Raw genomic sequence first — 16,553 nt, 5'->3', positions numbered from 1 at the left:
TCAGGCGTCGGCGTGCTCGCCGACGCCGGCGGTGAGGTTGCGACCGCTGCCGACGTCGAAGACGTGCATCTTCGAGGTGTCGACCCACAGCTCGGCCTGCTGCCCGGCCCGGACGCGCGCCGCGGCGTCGAGCCGCGCCGTGACCGTCGTGCCCTCGCCGACCATGTCCTGCCCGGTGTCCTTCGCGAGGTCCTCGAGGTCGCCGGACGTGACCTGCTCGCCCTGGACGGTGAAGTAGGCGTAGACGTCCGAGCCCATCGACTCGACGAGGTCGACCGGCACGGTGACGGTGGCGCCCGGCTTGTCGCCGACGAGGGAGGCGTCCTCGAAGTGCTCGGGCCGCAACCCGATGAGCACCTGCTTGCTGGTCGACTCCTGCACGGCGCGGCGGACGGCGTCCGGGACGGTCAGCTCGCCGAGGCCGGTCTGCAGCCGGTCGCCCTCGATGGTGGCCGGGAGGAAGTTCATCGACGGGCTGCCGATGAAGCCGCCGACGAAGAGGTTGGTCGGGTGCTCGTAGAGCTCGGTGGGGGAGCCGACCTGCTGGACGATGCCGCCGCGCATGACGACGACGCGGTCGCCGAGGGTCATCGCCTCGGTCTGGTCGTGGGTGACGTAGACGGTCGTCGTGCCGAGGGCCTTCTGGATGCGCGAGACCTGCGTGCGCATCTGGACCCGGAGCTTGGCGTCGAGGTTGGACAGCGGCTCGTCCATGAGAAAGGCCTTGGGGCTGCGGACGATCGCGCGGCCCATCGCGACGCGCTGGCGCTGCCCGCCGGAGAGGTTGGCCGGCTTGCGGTCGAGGTGGTTGGTCAGCTCGAGCATCTCGGCGGCCTCGCCGACCTTCTGGTCGATCGTCTTCTGGTCGACCTTGGCGAGGACGAGCGGGAAGGCCATGTTCTCGGCGACGGTCATGTGCGGGTAGAGCGCGTACGACTGGAAGACCATCGCGATGTCGCGGTCCTTGGGCGCCTTGTCGTTGACGACCTGGCCGTCGATCCGCAGCTCGCCCTGGGTGATGTCCTCCAGCCCGGCGATCATGTTGAGGGTCGTGGACTTCCCGCAGCCCGAGGGCCCGACGAGGATGATGAACTCCCCGTCGCGGATCTCGAGGTTGAGGTCGTCGACGGCGAGGGCGCCGTCCGGGTACCGCTTGACGACGTGGTCGAGGACGATCTCTGCCATGGGGTGCTCCTTCGTGGTCCGGGTCGCGGGCGTCAGCCCTTGACCGCTCCCGAGGTGAGGCCGGCGACGATCCGCCGCTGGAAGAACAGGACGAACAGGACGATCGGGATGGTGATGACGACGGCGGCGGCCGCGATGGCCGCGGTGGGCTTCTCGAACGTCGTCGCGCCGGTGAAGTACGACATCGCGGCGGGCACGGTGCGCGCCGAGTTGGTCGAGGTGAGCGAGATCGCGAAGAGGAAGTCGTTCCAGCAGGCGATGAAGACGAGGATCGCCGTCGTGAAGACGCCCGGGAGGGCGAGCGGGGCGATGACCCGGCGGAACGCCTGGTAGGGCGTGGCGCCGTCCATCTGGGCGGCCTTCTCGAGCTCCCAGGGGATCTCGCGGAAGAACGCCGACAGGGTGTAGATGCCCAGCGGCAGGGCGAAGGTGATGTACGGGAGGATGAGACCGGGCCAGGTGTCGAAGATGCCGATCGCCGTCTCGATCTTGAACAGCGGTGTCACGAGGGCGATCTGGGGGAACATCGAGATGAGGAGCGACGTCGCGACGATCGCCCGCTTGCCGGGGAACTCGAGCCGGGCGATGGCGTAGGCGGCCATCGTCGCGAGCGTCAGGGCGATGCCGGTGGCGATGAGGCAGATGCCGATCGAGTTGACCAGTGCCCGGATGAAGTCGCTGTTCCGGAAGATGTCGCTGTAGGCGGTGGTGTCCGGGTTGAGCGGCAGGAAGTTGCCGTCGTTGAGGGTGTCGTCGCCCTTGAGCGAGAGCGAGATGATCCAGATGATCGGGACGAAGGCGTAGACGAGGACGATCGCGTTGGCGACGCTCCAGCCGATGCGTCGCTGGGGGGTGATGGGGACTGCAGTCATCGGGACCCGCTCCCTCCCGGGGCCGCGGCCCCGAACAGCTTGACGAACAGGAAGGCGATGATCGCGGTGGTGATGAAGATGAGCACCGCCATCGTCGACCCGATGCCGAGGTTGAGGCCGCGGATCAGGTTGTTGTAGGCCACCATCGACACCGACGAGGTGTCGTTGCTGCCCCCGGTCAGCACGAAGATGTTGTCGAAGATGCGGAAGGCGTCGAGCGTGCGGAAGAGCAGCGCGACGAGGATCGACGGCTTGATGAGCGGGACCGTGACGCGCCAGAACCGTTGCCACGCACTGGCTCCGTCCATCGAGGCGGCCTTGAGGAGGTCCTCGGGGACGAGCGCCAGGCCGGCCATGAGGAGCAGCGCCATGAAGGGCACCGTCTTCCAGACCTCGGCGAGGATGATGATCCAGATCGAGGGCCACCGGTCCGTCAGCGGTGCGGAGTCGCCGGCCAGCCAGCCGATGCCCTGCGTCCACGCGAAGCGCCACGAGAACGCGGCGACGACGGTGACGATGGCGTACGGCACGAGGGCCGAGGTGCGCACGAGCCCGCGGCCGACGAGGGTGCGGTGCATGACGAGCGCGAGCAGCATCCCGAGCACGAGCTCGGCGGCGGCACCGATGACGGTGATGAACATCGTGATGCCGAAGGACTGCCACCAGATCGGGCTCGTCAGCACGGTCACGTAGTTCGAGAGGCCGACGAACTCGTTGGCGTCCGGCTTGCGCAGGTCGGCCTTGAAGAACGACAGGTAGATCGCGTAGGCGATGGGGTAGGCCGCGACCGCGAGCATGACGAGCACGGCCGGGGCGCAGAGCATCAGCCCCAGGCGCTGCTCGGCGCGACGGCCCTCGCTGGCGCGCTTGCGGGCGATGACGAGGCCCTCGTCGGGCTCGGGAGCGGCGACCGCCGGCGGCGTCGGGGTGCTCACGGGAGGATCCCCTTGCCGTCGATGGCGTCCTGGATCTCGGTGCGCAGGGTGTCGGCCGTGCGTTGTGGGTCGATCTGCGACGGTGGCGACAGCGTCGACGACACGATCGTCGAGATGTTCTGGTAGAGAGGCGTCTTGGGCCGCGGGACGGCGGTCTCGAGCTCGGCGAGGATGTCCTCGTACATCGGGTAGGCCTCCTGGAACTCGGGGTCGTCGAAGACCTCCTCGAGGACCGGGACGTTGCCGGCGTCGAGGGCGCCGTTGAGCTCGGCCTCGGGGTTGCGCAGGCACATCGCGGCGTCGAAGGCGAGGTCGGGGTGCGTGCTGTAGGTGCTGATCGCGTAGTTCATCCCGCCGAGCGTGGCGCGGGCGGGCTCGCCCTCCTTGAACTGCGGGAGCTTGGTCCAGCCGAGGTCGTCGGCGACCTCGGGGTTGGCCTCGCGCATCGCCGAGAGCATGTACGGCCAGTTGATGGCGAAGGCCGCCTGGCCGTTCTGCATCTGGGCGAAGACCTCCGGCTCCTGGCTGTTGGAGAGGGAGGCGCTCGCCAGCCCGTCGGTCGCGAGGCTCTTGAGGATGCCGAGCGCCTCGACCGTGCGCTCGTCGACGGTCGGCTTCGTGCTGTCCTCGTTGACGAGCGTGCCGCCGAGCGAGGAGAGGATCGTGTTGAAGCCGACCACGTAGCCCTCGTACTGCGCGGCGGTCAGGCCGATGACGTACGGCTTGTTCTCGGACTTCAGCTGCTGGGCCCGGTCGACGACCTGCTGCCACGTCGTCGGCGCGTCGGGCACGAGCGACTTGCGGTACCAGAGGAGCTGGACGTTGGTCGTCCGCGGGATGCCGTAGAGCTTGTCCTTCCACGTCGCGGTGTCGATCGGCTGCTGGAGCACGCCGTCCGTGGCGGCCTGCGCCTGCTCGCCGGTCAGCTCGCGGATCCACCCGGCCTCCGCGAACTCCGCCGTCCACGTGACGTCCATCCCGAGGACGTCCATGCCCTCGTCACGGGCCGCGAGGCGGCGGACGAACTGCTCGCGCTGGCTGTCGGCGTCGCTGGGGATGAGGTTGGGGCGGATCGTGTAGCGGCCCTGGGCGGCGGCGTTGCAGGCGTCGAGGATCTTGCTCCACCCCGCGTCGGAGGTGCTGCCGTAGACGTTGATGACGGGCGTGCCGCCGTCGCCGTCGCTGCAGGCCGCGAGCGCCGCCACCGAGGCCGCGACCACCCCCAGGCCCGTGAGTCGTCGCAGTCGCATCGGCCCGCTCTCCCTCCGTTGGGTGCCGTGCCCGACGGTGACCTGGGTCACAGCCGGTGGAGCGACCCTAGGTGCAGGTGGGCCTCAGGGCAACAGGTGGGCGCGGTCCGTGTCCGGGCCGTGACCTCTCAGGCCAGATGGAAGCGCTTGCGGCACAAGGTGATCGTCACGAGTGACAGCGCTGCCACCGCCATGAAGTAGAACGCGGGGGCCGAGAGGCTGCCCGTGCGGTCGATGAGGAACGTGAAGATCGCGCCCGCGAAGCCGCCGAAGACGAGGACGCCGAGGTTGTAGCCGACGGCCATGCCGGTCGTGCGCACGTTGGTCGGGAAGAGGTCGTGGTACAGACCCGGCAGGGGGCCGAAGTACGAGGCCATGACCGCGCCGAACACGACCTGGACGACGGTGAGGACGGCGACGGTCGGCACCGCGACGAGCAGCTGGAAGAGGGGCCACGCGACGACGAGACCCGCGACGGCGGCGACGGTCATGACGCGGGCCGGGCCGACGCGGTCGGCGAGCCGCCCGACGAAGGGGGTGCCGACGAGGGTGACGACGCCGGCGATCATGCCGCCGAGGAAGCCCGCGTAGCCCGGCAGGTCGAGGCTCTTCACGGCGAAGGTCGGCATGTAGAGGATGAGGTAGACCGAGATCGACGCGAGCGCGACGGCGCCGGCGGCCGCGAGCAGGCGGCCGAGGTGCGTGCTGACCGTGGAGCCCAGCGGGGAGTCGAGCTTCTCGGCGTGCTCGAAGTCGGCGGTCTCGTCCATCTTCCGGCGGATGTACCAGCCGACCGGGCCGATGAGCATCCCGACGAAGAACGGGACGCGCCAGCCCCACGTGTAGAGCGCGTCGCGGGACAGGAAGGTGGTGAGCCCGAAGCCGAACGCGGAGGCGAGGAACATCGCCGCGCCCTGGGTCGCCACCTGCCAGCTGCCGTAGAAGGCGCGCCGGTCGGGGGCCGACTCGACGAGGAAGGTCGTCGCGGTGCCGAACTCACCGCCGGCCGAGAACCCTTGCACGAGACGGGAGGCGAGCAGCCAGAGGCCGGCCGCGACCGGTCCGACAACGGCTGCGGTCGGGGCGACGGCCATGAGGCCGGTGCCGACCATCATCGTGAGGATGGTCATCGACAGGGCGCGCTTGCGGCCGTGACGGTCGGCCCAGCTGCCGATGACCGCGGCGCCGAGCGGGCGGATGAGGTAGGACACCGCGAAGGTGAGGAAGGTGAGCATCAGCGCGGCGAAGCCGGAGACCTCGGGGAAGAACAGCTCGCTGATGACGACCGCGAAGCTCGAGTAGACGATGATGTCGAACCACTCGAGGGCGTTGCCGATCGAGGACGCGACGACGGCCTTGCGCGCCTTCGTGACGGCCTCGGGTGACGCCTCCCCGGTGCGGTCGTGCGGCGTGCTGACGTGGTGGTCGGTGCTGGCCATGACCCCGACCCTCGCACCGCGACGCGGTCGATGGCGGTTCGGGAGCAAGTGAGCTCCACGCGGTCCGCGATGCGGACGACAGCGGTCGTCGGCTCGGGGGTCGCCGTCACGAGGCGGGAGCCGCCACCCACACACCCTTCTCGGCGCAGGCCGCGGGGACGACGACGCCGGCCACCTCGTGGTCGGAACGCCGCTCGCCCGGTTCGAGCGCCACGCCGCCGCCGACGTCCACCGGGTCGCCGAGCGCGGCCGACGGCCGGCCGGGCACGTGGACCGTCGCCGGGCCGCCGGTGGTGACCGACGTGCCGGCGGGCCAGACGACGACCGTGCCGCCGACGCCCAGGCACCCGCCGACGTCCGTGAGGCGCCCCGAGAGCAGGGCGTCGCCCCCGGAGTCGGTCCGTTCCCCGACGAGCACCGTGGTGCCGCCGGCGTCCAGCACCTGACCGGAGCCGGAGTCGCACCCGACGAGGGCGGCGCACGCGCAGAGCACCGAGAGCGCGGGGAGGGGACGACCGACGGCCACCTCACGATGGTGGCAGACGGCTACGTGGTCGGGCCGGTGCTCCAGCCACGGGTCCGTAGGACGGCGCCGTTGGCGACCCGCAGCTCGGACCGGTCTCTCCGGAACTTCCTGCGGACGACGACCTCGTGGGTGCCCGGGTCGGCGTAGGCGTCGAGGAACCCCAGGAGGTCCGACAATGCGCCCTCGCGGTCGGCGTCGTGGTAGGCGAACTCGGTCCAGTCGTACCCGCCCGGCAGGGACAGGGAGAAGACCTCGCCGTCGTAGGTCAGCCGGACGAGTGCGCCGGTGCGGTGGACCCTCACCGTCATGACCCGGTAGCCGTCCCTGTCGAGCCGACGTCTACGCCGGACGCCTTCGGTGTAGCCGGTGGAGGAGCCTTGTCGGTGGCTTCTCCTAGAGTGTGGGGCACAGGGAAAGGGGACGGCCGATGGACGCGATCTCGCTGCAGGACAGCCGAAGTGCTGCTGCGCCCGCGGACGTCGTCGCCTCCCTGCGCGCCTCGTTGGCCACGCTCGACGCCGGGGCCGTGACGGACCACGAGCGGGTCGCGCTGGTCGCCGAGCTGGAGCGGCTCAAGGCCGCGGCGGCGGCCTGCCAGGCCCGTGCGACGGACGCGCTCCGGTTCTCGCGCGAGGCGGTGGCGCCGCACGACGTGACCCGCTCGGTGGGCTCGGAAGTCGCGCTCGCCCGCCGCGAGGCCCCGAGCCGTGGGGACCGGTTCGTCGGCCTGGCGCGGGTGCTCGTGCACGAGATGCCCTGTCTGATGGCCGCTCTCACCGACGGGACGACGACCGAGTGGGCCGCGGTCGAGGTCGTCCGCGAGACCGCGACGCTGACCCGCGAGGACCGGGCCGAGGTCGACCGCCGCATCGCCGACGCCCTCCATCGGCTCTCCGCCCGCGCGGCCGGACGGGCCGCCGCCCGGGTGGCGGCCGAGCTGGACGCCGCGTCCGTCGTCCGCCGGATGGAGGCCGCGGTGCGGAGCCGGCGGGTGAGCGTGCGCCCCGCTCCCGACGGGATGGCCTACCTGACGGTGCTCGGCCCCCTGCACGAGATCGTCGGCGCGCACGCCGCCTTGCTGCGCCGGGCGCGGAGCGTTGTCGGCGGGCAGTGCGAGGACGAGGCGCCCGACGGGCGGGGCGTCGGGGCGGTCAGCGCCGACACCGCTCTGCGCCTGCTCTCCGGGCGGACGCACGGGCAGGTGCAGCCCCTCGAGGTCCAGCTCGTCATGACCGACCGCTCCTTCCTCGGCACCGGTGACGCCGACCGCCCGCTCGACGAGCCCGCCCGCCTCCCGGGGCACGGCTCGGTACCGGCGCCGGTCGCCCGCGCCTGGGTCCGAGGGGCCGGCCCCGCGTCCGTGTGGCTCCGCCGGCTCTACACGACGCCCGACGGGCGGGACCTCGTCGCGATGGACTCCCGCCGCCGCACCTTCCTCGGCGGGCTGCGCCGGATGCTCGTGCTGCGCGACGACGTCTGCACGACGCCGTTCTGCGACGCACCGATCGTCCAGGCCGACCACGCCCACCCCGCCCACGACGGCGGGCCCACCAGCGCATGGAACGGGAACGGGAAGTGCCTGCGCTGCAACCTCGTCAAGGAGGCGCCCGGCTGGTGCGTCACCGTGACGCGTGGCTCACCCCACGAGCTGGTCACGCGCACCCCGGCCGGGCACTCCTACCGCTCCCTCGCACCGCCCCTGCTGGGCTGGGGGAGCGAGCCGCACCCACCACCGGGCGCCGACGGACGAGGCGGCTCAGCGCTCGAGCGACGCATCGACTGGCTCTTCGCGACCGCCGCCTGAGCGCGCGACGCCCTGCTCGAGCACCTCGACGAGCCTGCGCCGCAACGCGTTCGACCGGACCGTGAACTCACGCTGCCGCGTCAGGTACTCGGTCTTGCCCTCGGACGTCTCGATGCGCACCGGCTCGTACCCGAGCTCGAGCAGGTCGTACGGCGAGGCCTGCATGTCGAGCACGCGGATGTCGCGCGCGAGGTCGAAGGCATCCGCCGTGAGGTCGCTCGGCACGAGCGGCGCGAGCTTGAACGCCCACTTGTAGACGTCCATCCCCGCGTGCAGGCACCCCGGCTGCTCGTGCGCGACCTGCTCCTCGCGCGTCGGCCGCAGCTGGTTGAGCGGGGCGGCCGACTCGGTGAAGAAGCGGTAGGCGTCGAAGTGCGAGCACCGCACCGCGTGCCGCTCGACGACCTCGTCGGTGCCCCGCGGGCCGAGGCGCAGCGGCCACCCGGTGTGGCGGACGTCGTCGGCCGGCAGCCGGTGGACCATCGCCCACTCGTGCAGCCCCAAGCACCCGAGGTGCGGGGGCCGCGAGAGCGTGGCCGTCAGCAGCTCTCGGACGAACGAGACCGTGCCACCCCGCGCGTCGAGGAACGACCCGAGGTCCAGCCGGACGCCGTCGCCGACGACCTCGTGGTGCCGCCACCCGGCCCGCTCGGTGGACGCCGCTCCCTCGAGCAGCACGCCGGCGCCGGGGTGCCATCGGCGCAGCTTCGCAGGGGAGTGGTTGTAGTAGCGGAACAGGAAGTCCTCGACGGGGTGCGCCCGCCCGTCGGCGCGACGGGTGCGGTGACCGGCGGTCGCGGCGTCGACCCGCTCGGCGTGGGCCCGCTCGAGCCCACGCCACTCCTCGCGAGCCAGGACGACGGTCACCCGCACCACGGTAGTCGCGACCGCGGGACGCCCCGGGCACACCCGGGAGCCCTCGGGCGTTGGACGCGGGTGAGGATGGAGGTGCGGCCACCGCCGCGCCCCCGTCAGCGTCCAGCCACCGACCCGGAGGTCCACCCGTGCGCCGCCCCGCGCTTCTCACCGCCGCGCTCGCCGCGCTCGCCCTCGTCGGCGGCTGCACCATCGGCGGCTCCGAGCCGGACCCCGCCGCCTCGTCGGCCCCGGCGCCGGCCTCGAGCACCGCCTCCGCCTCCGCATCGCCGTCCGCGTCCGCGACGGCGGCCCCCGACGGCCCCGTGGTCCTGGCCCTCGGCGACTCCCTGGCCGCCGGCTACCAGCCCGGGGGCAGCGAACGGCGCGACACCGCCTACCCCGCGCTCGCCGCAGCGCGGGTGTCGCAGGGCGGCACCGAGCTCGGCGTCGAGAACCTCGCCTGCAGCGGCGAGACCACCGGCACCCTCCTCGAGGGCGGCCGCTGCGACTACGCCGAGGGCAGCCAGCTGGCCCAGGCCGAGGCCTTCCTGCGCGAGCGCGGCTCCGACGTGCGGATGGTGACCCTCGACATCGGCGGCAACGACCTGCTCCGCTGCGCGGCCCGGCTGCAGGTCGACGCCGCCTGCGCCGAGCAAGGCGTGCGGACCGTCGCGAAGAACCTGCCGACGATCGTCGAGCGGCTGCGCGCCGCGGCCGGCCCCGACGTGCCGGTGCTCGTCCTCGGCTACTACAACCCGTGGCTCGCGGCCTCCTACCTCGGCACGGGCGAGGCCCAGCTCGACGCCGCGAAGACCGCGTACTCCGGGCTCGACGCCGCCATCGAGAAGGCGACGAAGGCCGCGGGGGCGCGCTACGTCGCGCTCGACGCCGCCTTCGCGTTCGACGACGAGTCGCCGACGACCTTCAACGGCCGCGAGGTCCCGACCAACGTCGCGCAGGTCTGCACCCTCACCTACATCTGCACCGCCTTCGACGTGCACCTCACCGACGAGGGCGCCGCCGTCGTCGGCCGCGTCGTCGCGGACGCCGCCCGGAAGGCCGGGGTCTCCTGAGGCCGACGCCCGGTCGGTAGGCTCGCGTCATGCGCATCGCGAGGTTCACCACCGGGGACGACCCCGTCTACGGCCTGGTCGACGGGGCCGGCGAGAAGATCGCCGAGGTCACCGGCGACCCCCTCTACCAGCGGATCGAGCTGACCGGCGCCACGCACCTCGTCGAGGACGTGCGCCTGCTCGCCCCGGTCATCCCGCGGAGCAAGGTCATCGGCATCGGCAAGAACTACGCCGACCACGCGGCCGAGATGGGGACGGACGTGCCCGAGGAGCCGCTGATGTTCCTCGTGCCCAACACCGCGGTCGTCGGCCCCGGCGACCCCGTCGTCCTGCCGCCGCAGAGCACCGAGGTCCACTACGAGGGCGAGCTCGCGGTGGTCATCGGCCGGATGTGCAAGGACCTCGAGCCGGAGGACGCGCTCTCGGTCGTCTTCGGCTACACCTGCGCCAACGACGTCACCGCGCGCGACCTGCAGCGCTCCGACGGCCAGTGGGCGCGGGCCAAGGGCTTCGACACCTTCTGCCCGCTCGGGCCGTGGATCGAGACCGACCTCGACGTCTCGTCCCTCTCGGTCGTCACGCGCCGCGACGACGAGGTCGTCCAGGACGGCACGACGGGCGACATGGTGCACGGCGTCGCCGCGCTCGTCTCGTACGCGTCCAAGGCCTTCACCCTGCTGCCCGGCGACGTCATCCTCACGGGGACCCCGGCGGGCGTCGGGCCGGTCGAGGCCGGCCAGCGCGTCGAGGTCGAGGTCGAGGGCATCGGGGTCCTCGCCAACCCCTTCGTCCGGCACTGAGCACCGGTGCGCCCGGCCGCGTTTCGCGCCGGGCGCCACGGGGCATGGTCGGGATGACGACGTCCCGACCCCCGAGGAGCACCCCGTGACCGAGCAGGACCGCCCCGAGACCACCGACGACGCCTCCACCCACGAGGCCGCGACCGAGGCCGCCCAGAACGTCGTCGACGAGGTGACGTCGTGGGAGTACAGCGGCGAGCGCGAGACCATCGAGGGCGAGCTGGACCGCGGCCTCGACGAGGCCGGCGTCGCCCTGGACCCCGCCGAGCGCGAGCGCGTCGTCGACGAGATCGACGAGGTCAAGGACGACGAGACCGCCGGCTCGCCCGACGTCGGCGACGCCCGGCCCGCGGACCAGGCCTGACCGCTCCGCCCAACCGGGTCAGCGCCGCTCGGTGAGGTGGACCGACACGGTGTCCCCGACGTCCTTGCCGAGGGCGCGGAGCAGGTCCTGCGTCACCGGCAGCTTGTGGCGGCCGTCGCCGAGCGCCATGAAGGACGTGCGGATGTCCCGCCCGTCGACCGTGCCGGTGACCTTGACGAGGCCGTGGGTGCCGAAGACCTCCGCGGACCGCGGCCAGACGACGTAGCACCAGCCGCCCGGGGCGTCGCTGCGGACGACCTCGGCGTCGAAGCGCAGGTCGACCGGCCCCGGTCGCGTGGCGTCGTGCGTGGTGTCCATGGTGGGCTCCTCCCGGCCGGCTCCCTGCCGGCTCACGTGGACCGACCGCCGGGGGTCGCCGGACTCATCGGTCGGCGACGCAGCCACCACTCACCGGCGACGACGTGCATCGACAGGCCGAGCCAGAAGGCCACGCCGAACGTGGCCCGCAGCGGCATCGTCGTGCCGCCCATCCCGAGCAGCCCGAGCTGGACGCCGGTGAACAGCCCCACCCACAGGCGGATGGTCCCGACGCCGAGCCCGACGGCGAACGCGCGCACCATCCAGCGCCGGTGGTCGGCGATGCGCCCGGAGCGGACGGCGCGCAGCGCGAGCGCCAGGCAGAGCACGAACCATGCGCCGAAGACGAGCGTCGCGCTCGTCTCGGCCCCTCCGCCCCAGGCGAACACGAACCCGAGCACCACGGCGAGGACGCCCGAGAGGAGGCCGCTTGCGAGCAGCACCCGGCCGAGCCGGCGGTGCAGGCGCAGGTGGCGGTCCCGGACGCGCGCCGACATCTGGAGCGGGGCCCCGAGCAGGTAGAGGACGCCGGGCACCATGTGGCCGTAGGCGAGCCACGGGTGCGCGACGTAGAGCTCGGCGAGGTCGTCGTCCGGGACGGTGCCGTCCACCAGGTGCGGCACGTCGGTGACGAGGCGCAGGACGAAGAAGACGAGCACGACGGTCGTGAGCACGGCCACGACGACGCCGACGGGGCGCACCCGTCGCGCCGGTCGCTCCGCCGTCGCCCCCGCCATGCCGCGAGTCTGCGCCCGTCGCCGCCCGTGCGCCACCCCCGGCGCGACGTCACTACGCTGGCCCCATCATGAGCGAGCACACCCCCGCAGCCCCGCCGGCCGGCGACCTCCCCGGTCCCGTCCGCCTCCGCGTCGCCCCGTCCCCGACGGGCGACCCGCACGTCGGCACGGCGTACATGTCCCTCTTCAACCTCGCCTTCGCGCGCCAGCAGGGGGGCCGGTTCCTCCTGCGCATCGAGGACACCGACCGGACGCGCTTCCGCGAGGACTCCGAGCAGCAGGTCTTCGACACGCTGCGCTGGCTCGGCCTCACCTGGGACGAGGGCCCGGACGTCGGCGGCCCGTGCGCGCCGTACCGCCAGAGCGAGCGGCTGACGACCTACCGCCCCTACGTCGACCGGCTGCTCGCCGACGGCCACGCCTACCTCTGCTGGTGCTCGACCGAGCGCCTCGCCGCGATGCGCGAGGAGCAGCAGCGCCTCAAGCAGCCGACCGGCTACGACCGCCTCTGCCTCGGCAAGAGCGAGGAGGAGCGGCGCGCGCTGCCCGGCTTCTCCGAGACGCCCGTCGTGCGACTCCTCGTCCCGGACGACGTCGAGCTCGAGTTCGACGACCTCATCCGCGGCCGGATGACCGCCCCGCGCCCCGACGACCAGGTCATCCTCAAGGCCGACGGGTTCCCGACCTACCACCTCGCCGTCGTCGTCGACGACCACGAGATGGGCATCACCCACGTCGTGCGCGGCGAGGAGTGGGTCAGCTCGACCCCCAAGCACGTCCTGCTCTACCGCCGCCTGGGGCTCGAGCCGCCGCGGTTCGCGCACATGCCCCTGCTGCGCAACGAGAACAAGAGCAAGATCAGCAAGCGCAAGAACCCCGAGGCGCGCCTCACGTGGTTCCAGGAGGAGGGCTACCTGCCCGAGGCGCTCGTCAACTTCCTCGGCCTGCTCGCGTACCCGCCGGCCCAGGACGCCGAGGGCAACGACGTCGAGTTCTTCACCTTCGAGGAGTTCGCGCAGCGCTTCGACTGGTCGCTCGTCAACCCCGTCGGCCCGATCTTCGACCTCAAGAAGCTCGACTGGCTCAACGGCGTCCACATCCGCGCGCTCGCGCTCGGCGACTTCGCCTCCCGCCTCCTGCCCTACCTCGTGCGGGACGGCGTCCTCGGCGAGAACCCCTCGCTCGCCGAGCTCGCGCGCCTGGAGCTCGTCGCCGAGCTCGTCCAGACCCGCATCGCCCACCTCACCGAGGCGACCGCGCTCGTCGCGCCGTTCTACGTCGCCGACGACGCCGTCGTCGTCGCGGACGACGCGCGCGCCCAGCTCAAGGACGACGCCGCCGCGACGCTCGACGCCGCGTCGGCCGCGCTGGCGGACGTGCCGGACGAGCGGGGCGGGCCGCTCGGTGCCGATCGCACCTGGCGCGCCGAGGCGATCGAGGCCGCGTTGCGGTCCGCGCTCGTCGAGGGCCTCGGCCTCAAGCCGAAGTTCGCCTTCGGGCCGCTGCGCACGGCGGTCTCGGGGCAGCGCGTCAGCCCGCCGCTGTTCGAGTCGATGGAGATCCTCGGCAAGGACTCGACGCTCGCCCGCCTCGCGGCGCTGCGCGCGACGCTGTGACTGCCGCGTGGGACGGCCTCGGCGTCGAGGCCGTCCTCCTCGACGCCGACGACACGCTCTACGACACCCGCACGGCGATGCACCGGGCCGGCGCGGCGGCGGCGACCCGCGTCTGGCCGGATGCCGACCCTGAGCGGCTCGCGGCGGCCGGGGTGCGCTTCCGTGACGACCCGCAGGGGCACTTCGCCGCGTACACGCGCGGCGAGACCGACTTCGCTCAGATGCGCCGGGCCCGCCTCGGCGAGCTCGCGGTGTGGCTCGGGCAGCCGGACGGCGAGTGGTCGGCGCCGTTCGACGAGGCCTACGAGCCGGCCTTCCTCGACGCGCTCGAGGCCTTCGACGACGTCCGGCCGGCGGTCGGGGCGCTGCGGGAGCAGGGCGTGCTGGTGGGCGTGCTCACCAACTCGGCGGGTGACTACACGCAGGCCAAGCTGGTGGCCGCGGGGCTGGAGGACCTCTTCGACGTCGTCTGCAGCCGCGACACCCTCGGTTTCGGCAAGCCGGATGCCCGCGCCTTCCACGAAGCCGCGCGGCGGCTCGGGGCCGACCCGTCCCGGACCGGGTACGTCGGCGACGAGCTGACCACCGACCCGCTCGGCGCCGTCGGTGCCGGGATGCCCGCGGCGTGGCTCGTCCGCGACGGCGAGCCGGGGGAGCGGGAGCGGCTGCTCGTCGCGCAGCACGATGTGCCGGTGGTGCGTTCGCTGCGCGAGATCGCCGGTCTGCGGGGGGTGTGAGCCCCGCGATTTGGGTCGGGGGAGGAGGCCCGGTAGTGTTCTCTCTCGGTTCGCCGCTCGGTCGGCCCGCTCGCGGGACATCGGACGGCATACCCCATGGGGTATGGTGTAATTGGCAACACTGGTGATTCTGGTTCATCCGTTCTAGGTTCGAGTCCTGGTACCCCAGCCATCGCCCCCGGCTTCGGCCGGAGGCGATTTCGGAGAAAGCCCTCCCGTTCGGTAAGGTTTCTCCTCGTTGCCCGGTCCGCCTCGCGGTGGTCCGGACGACACCGAGGCCCCGTTGTGTAGTGGCCTAGCACGCCGCCCTCTCAAGGCGGTAGCGCGGGTTCGAATCCCGTCGGGGCTACATCGAGCGAAGGCCCGGTCCACCAGGACCGGGCCTTCGTCGTGTGTCGACGGGGCTGCGTCTCAGGCGTCCTCGCGCGCGTCGGCGGCCGCCTGACGCCGGCTGCTCACCGCCTCCTGGGCGAGCCGTCGCAGCGCGACGAGCACGGGATCGCCGAGCACGGTCCCGACCACGACGGTGCGCATCGCCTCGGCCGGGTCCTGCGCCGCGAGGACGAGGTCGACGTCGGCCTCGGCGACCACGGTCATCCCCGCGGCGTACCGCCGCAGGGTCGCTGCGTCCAGCGGGACGCCGGCCGCCCGGGCCGCCGCCACCGCGTCGCCGAGCGCGGTGAGGGCGGGTGCGCCCGACCACGTGCACCAGCCGAGCTCCTCGAGCAGCCCCGTGATCTCGGGGTCGACCGGGCCGCGGGGGGCGGGGGTCGGGATGACGGCCGCGGCCGCGCCGAGCAGGTCGTGACGGGACGGGGGAGGGGACTCCAGGGCGCCGACGATCGCGCGCACACCGCTGAGGCCGACGCCGCCGTGCTCGACGAGCGCCCGGACCAGCCGGACCCGCTCGACGTGCTCGTCGCCGTAGTCGGCCGAGGTCCGGCTCGTCGCCCGGCCCGGCGGCAGCACGCCCTCCCGGAGGTAGAACTTCAGCGTGTGCACCGGCACGCCGGTCCGCTCCGCCAGCTCCGAGATGCGCACTCCCGCTCCTTCCCTCTTGACGCCGGATAGTGCCACTCTCCACCATGGTGTCACCGGACAGCGTCACTATCCAGTCAGGAGCGTCCCATGGATCGCATGACCCACGCCTACGACGGCCCCCTCACCGTCTTCCTCATCGGCCTGCGCGTCCACCGCCCCTGGCGGGTCGGCATCGTGCGCCAGGCCGCGAGCGCGATGCCGCGGATGATCACCGAGCTCGAGCGCAACAAGGCCGCGGCCGCCCGCGGGGAGGAGGAGTCGCTCGGCTACCTCGGCAGCCGCTCGACCGTGCACCTCATGGCGACGACGATGGTCCAGTGGTGGCGCAGCACCGAGGACCTCTACGCCTACGCGAACGCCGCCGACCACCTGCACCGGCCGGCGTGGACCGAGTTCTACGCCGTCGCGAAGAAGGACCCCGGCGCCGTCACCATCTGGCACGAGACCTACGAGGTGACGCCGCACGGTGCCGAGAGCGCGTACGCGGGTCCGAAGCCGCTCGGGCTCGCGTCGATCGCCGGAGTCCTCCCGCTGGGTCGTCGCGGTGAGACGGCCCGCCAGCGGCTCGGCAGCCGGCTGTCCTGAGGCCTCAGGCGACCGTGACCCGGGCGCTCGCGGCGAGCGCGCACACCCGGGCGTCGAGCCGGGCGTCGCCGGTCGCCGCGTGGACGAGCCACGCCGAGCGCAGGTCCTCGAGCGTGGGCCACCGGTTCTCCCAGGTGACGAGCCGCTCGGCGAGCAGGTCGAAGACGTCGTCGCACAGGGTCGGTGCGAAGACGATGACCGGCGTCCGGGCCCGGGTCAGCGCCGCCGCGCGCCGGGCCGCGACGCTGCCACCGCCGACGACCAGCGCCGGCCGGTCCGGGCGCGGGAAGGCGAGCAGCCGGGTGCGGTCACGGGCGATGCGCGAGGCGGCGGTCGGGGTCACGGGCGCTCCTCCTGCGATGGACGGTGCGCCCAGCCTGCTCGCGGCATGTTGCCCCGGCGCGCGCCGCATG

Annotated in this window: 19 protein-coding genes and 2 tRNA genes; 9 read left to right on the top strand and 12 right to left on the bottom strand. The window is 72.8% G+C overall.

Annotated elements, in window-relative coordinates:
• The 7 genes from LG324_RS15470 to LG324_RS15440 all read right to left on the bottom strand — a co-directional run bounded on the left by LG324_RS15470 (position 1) and on the right by LG324_RS15440 (position 6,515).
• Positions 1–1,185: an ABC transporter ATP-binding protein gene (locus LG324_RS15470; protein WP_207023307.1), complete on the bottom strand. Its 1,185-nt coding sequence runs from the start codon at positions 1,183–1,185 to the stop codon at positions 1–3.
• Positions 1,186–1,217: 32 nt separating this feature from the next.
• On the bottom strand, positions 1,218–2,057 hold the full coding sequence (locus LG324_RS15465; RefSeq protein WP_030527907.1) for a carbohydrate ABC transporter permease: 840 nt from the start codon (positions 2,055–2,057) through the stop codon (positions 1,218–1,220).
• Positions 2,054–2,992, bottom strand: coding sequence for a carbohydrate ABC transporter permease (locus tag LG324_RS15460; RefSeq protein ID WP_404349337.1), 939 nt, complete (start codon positions 2,990–2,992; stop codon positions 2,054–2,056). The genes LG324_RS15465 and LG324_RS15460 overlap by 4 nt, the downstream gene beginning before the upstream one ends.
• Entirely contained in the window at positions 2,989–4,242 is a 1,254-nt protein-coding gene (locus tag LG324_RS15455; RefSeq protein WP_404349334.1) for an ABC transporter substrate-binding protein, read from the bottom strand. Before LG324_RS15455 ends, LG324_RS15460 begins: the two co-directional genes overlap by 4 nt.
• 128 nt (positions 4,243–4,370) lie before the next feature.
• On the bottom strand, positions 4,371–5,681 hold the full coding sequence (locus tag LG324_RS15450; RefSeq protein WP_404349332.1) for an MFS transporter: 1,311 nt from the start codon (positions 5,679–5,681) through the stop codon (positions 4,371–4,373).
• A gap of 106 nt (positions 5,682–5,787) precedes the next feature.
• Positions 5,788–6,207: a hypothetical protein gene (locus LG324_RS15445; RefSeq protein WP_404349330.1), complete on the bottom strand. Its 420-nt coding sequence runs from the start codon at positions 6,205–6,207 to the stop codon at positions 5,788–5,790.
• 20 nt (positions 6,208–6,227) lie between these two features.
• The gene (locus LG324_RS15440; RefSeq protein WP_404349327.1) at positions 6,228–6,515 is read right to left on the bottom strand and encodes a hypothetical protein; all 288 of its coding nucleotides are present in this window, start codon (positions 6,513–6,515) and stop codon (positions 6,228–6,230) included.
• Positions 6,516–6,634: 119 nt separating this feature from the next.
• Here LG324_RS15440 and LG324_RS15435 point away from each other — a divergent pair, with 119 nt between their 5' ends.
• Complete coding sequence (locus LG324_RS15435) at positions 6,635–8,011, top strand: HNH endonuclease (protein WP_404349325.1); 1,377 nt, start codon at positions 6,635–6,637, stop codon at positions 8,009–8,011.
• Here the strand turns inward: LG324_RS15435 and LG324_RS15430 are convergent.
• Positions 7,964–8,884 (bottom strand): 3-methyladenine DNA glycosylase, encoded by a 921-nt coding sequence (locus LG324_RS15430; protein ID WP_404349322.1) that lies wholly within the window; start codon positions 8,882–8,884, stop codon positions 7,964–7,966. The genes LG324_RS15435 and LG324_RS15430 overlap by 48 nt on opposite strands.
• A 131-nt stretch (positions 8,885–9,015) precedes the next feature.
• Here LG324_RS15430 and LG324_RS15425 point away from each other — a divergent pair, with 131 nt between their 5' ends.
• The 3 genes from LG324_RS15425 to LG324_RS15415 all read left to right on the top strand — a co-directional run bounded on the left by LG324_RS15425 (position 9,016) and on the right by LG324_RS15415 (position 11,106).
• Positions 9,016–9,942 (top strand): SGNH/GDSL hydrolase family protein, encoded by a 927-nt coding sequence (locus LG324_RS15425; RefSeq protein ID WP_404349320.1) that lies wholly within the window; start codon positions 9,016–9,018, stop codon positions 9,940–9,942.
• A gap of 29 nt (positions 9,943–9,971) precedes the next feature.
• Positions 9,972–10,742, top strand: a complete 771-nt coding sequence (locus LG324_RS15420) for a fumarylacetoacetate hydrolase family protein (protein WP_207023291.1) — start codon at positions 9,972–9,974, stop codon at positions 10,740–10,742.
• An 85-nt stretch (positions 10,743–10,827) separates the two neighbouring features.
• Positions 10,828–11,106, top strand: coding sequence for a hypothetical protein (locus tag LG324_RS15415; protein WP_030527916.1), 279 nt, complete (start codon positions 10,828–10,830; stop codon positions 11,104–11,106).
• Between the two features lie 18 nt (positions 11,107–11,124).
• Here LG324_RS15415 and LG324_RS15410 read toward each other — a convergent pair whose 3' ends face one another.
• Both LG324_RS15410 and LG324_RS15405 read right to left on the bottom strand, forming a co-directional pair.
• Complete coding sequence (locus tag LG324_RS15410; protein WP_404349318.1) at positions 11,125–11,424, bottom strand: DUF1905 domain-containing protein; 300 nt, start codon at positions 11,422–11,424, stop codon at positions 11,125–11,127.
• Between the two features lie 32 nt (positions 11,425–11,456).
• Positions 11,457–12,161, bottom strand: coding sequence for a DUF2306 domain-containing protein (locus LG324_RS15405; protein ID WP_404349315.1), 705 nt, complete (start codon positions 12,159–12,161; stop codon positions 11,457–11,459).
• Positions 12,162–12,229: 68 nt separating this feature from the next.
• Here LG324_RS15405 and gltX point away from each other — a divergent pair, with 68 nt between their 5' ends.
• The 4 genes from gltX (at position 12,230) to LG324_RS15385 (ending at position 14,863) form a co-directional block, all read left to right on the top strand.
• Positions 12,230–13,777, top strand: a complete 1,548-nt coding sequence (gene gltX / locus LG324_RS15400) for a glutamate--tRNA ligase (protein WP_404349313.1) — start codon at positions 12,230–12,232, stop codon at positions 13,775–13,777.
• On the top strand, positions 13,774–14,514 hold the full coding sequence (locus LG324_RS15395; RefSeq protein WP_404349310.1) for an HAD family hydrolase: 741 nt from the start codon (positions 13,774–13,776) through the stop codon (positions 14,512–14,514). Before gltX ends, LG324_RS15395 begins: the two co-directional genes overlap by 4 nt.
• Positions 14,515–14,611: 97 nt before the next feature.
• Positions 14,612–14,686, top strand: a tRNA-Gln gene (locus LG324_RS15390).
• Positions 14,687–14,790: 104 nt separating this feature from the next.
• A tRNA-Glu gene (locus LG324_RS15385) sits at positions 14,791–14,863 on the top strand.
• Positions 14,864–14,925: 62 nt separating this feature from the next.
• On the opposite strand, the gene LG324_RS15380 is transcribed toward LG324_RS15385, so the two are convergent.
• Entirely contained in the window at positions 14,926–15,555 is a 630-nt protein-coding gene (locus LG324_RS15380; RefSeq protein WP_404349308.1) for a MerR family transcriptional regulator, read from the bottom strand.
• A gap of 87 nt (positions 15,556–15,642) precedes the next feature.
• Between LG324_RS15380 and LG324_RS15375 the strand changes: the two genes are divergently transcribed.
• Complete coding sequence (locus tag LG324_RS15375; protein ID WP_207023279.1) at positions 15,643–16,140, top strand: monooxygenase family protein; 498 nt, start codon at positions 15,643–15,645, stop codon at positions 16,138–16,140.
• 4 nt (positions 16,141–16,144) lie between these two features.
• Here the strand turns inward: LG324_RS15375 and LG324_RS15370 are convergent, their stop codons facing one another.
• Positions 16,145–16,483, bottom strand: a complete 339-nt coding sequence (locus LG324_RS15370; protein WP_207023276.1) for an NAD(P)-dependent oxidoreductase — start codon at positions 16,481–16,483, stop codon at positions 16,145–16,147.
• Positions 16,484–16,553: the final 70 nt, after the last annotated feature.

The sequence above is a fragment of the Phycicoccus jejuensis genome, from assembly GCF_044797865.1.
Lineage (GTDB): Bacteria > Actinomycetota > Actinomycetes > Actinomycetales > Dermatophilaceae > Phycicoccus > Phycicoccus jejuensis.
This window is presented reverse-complemented; position numbering and strand designations above follow the sequence as displayed.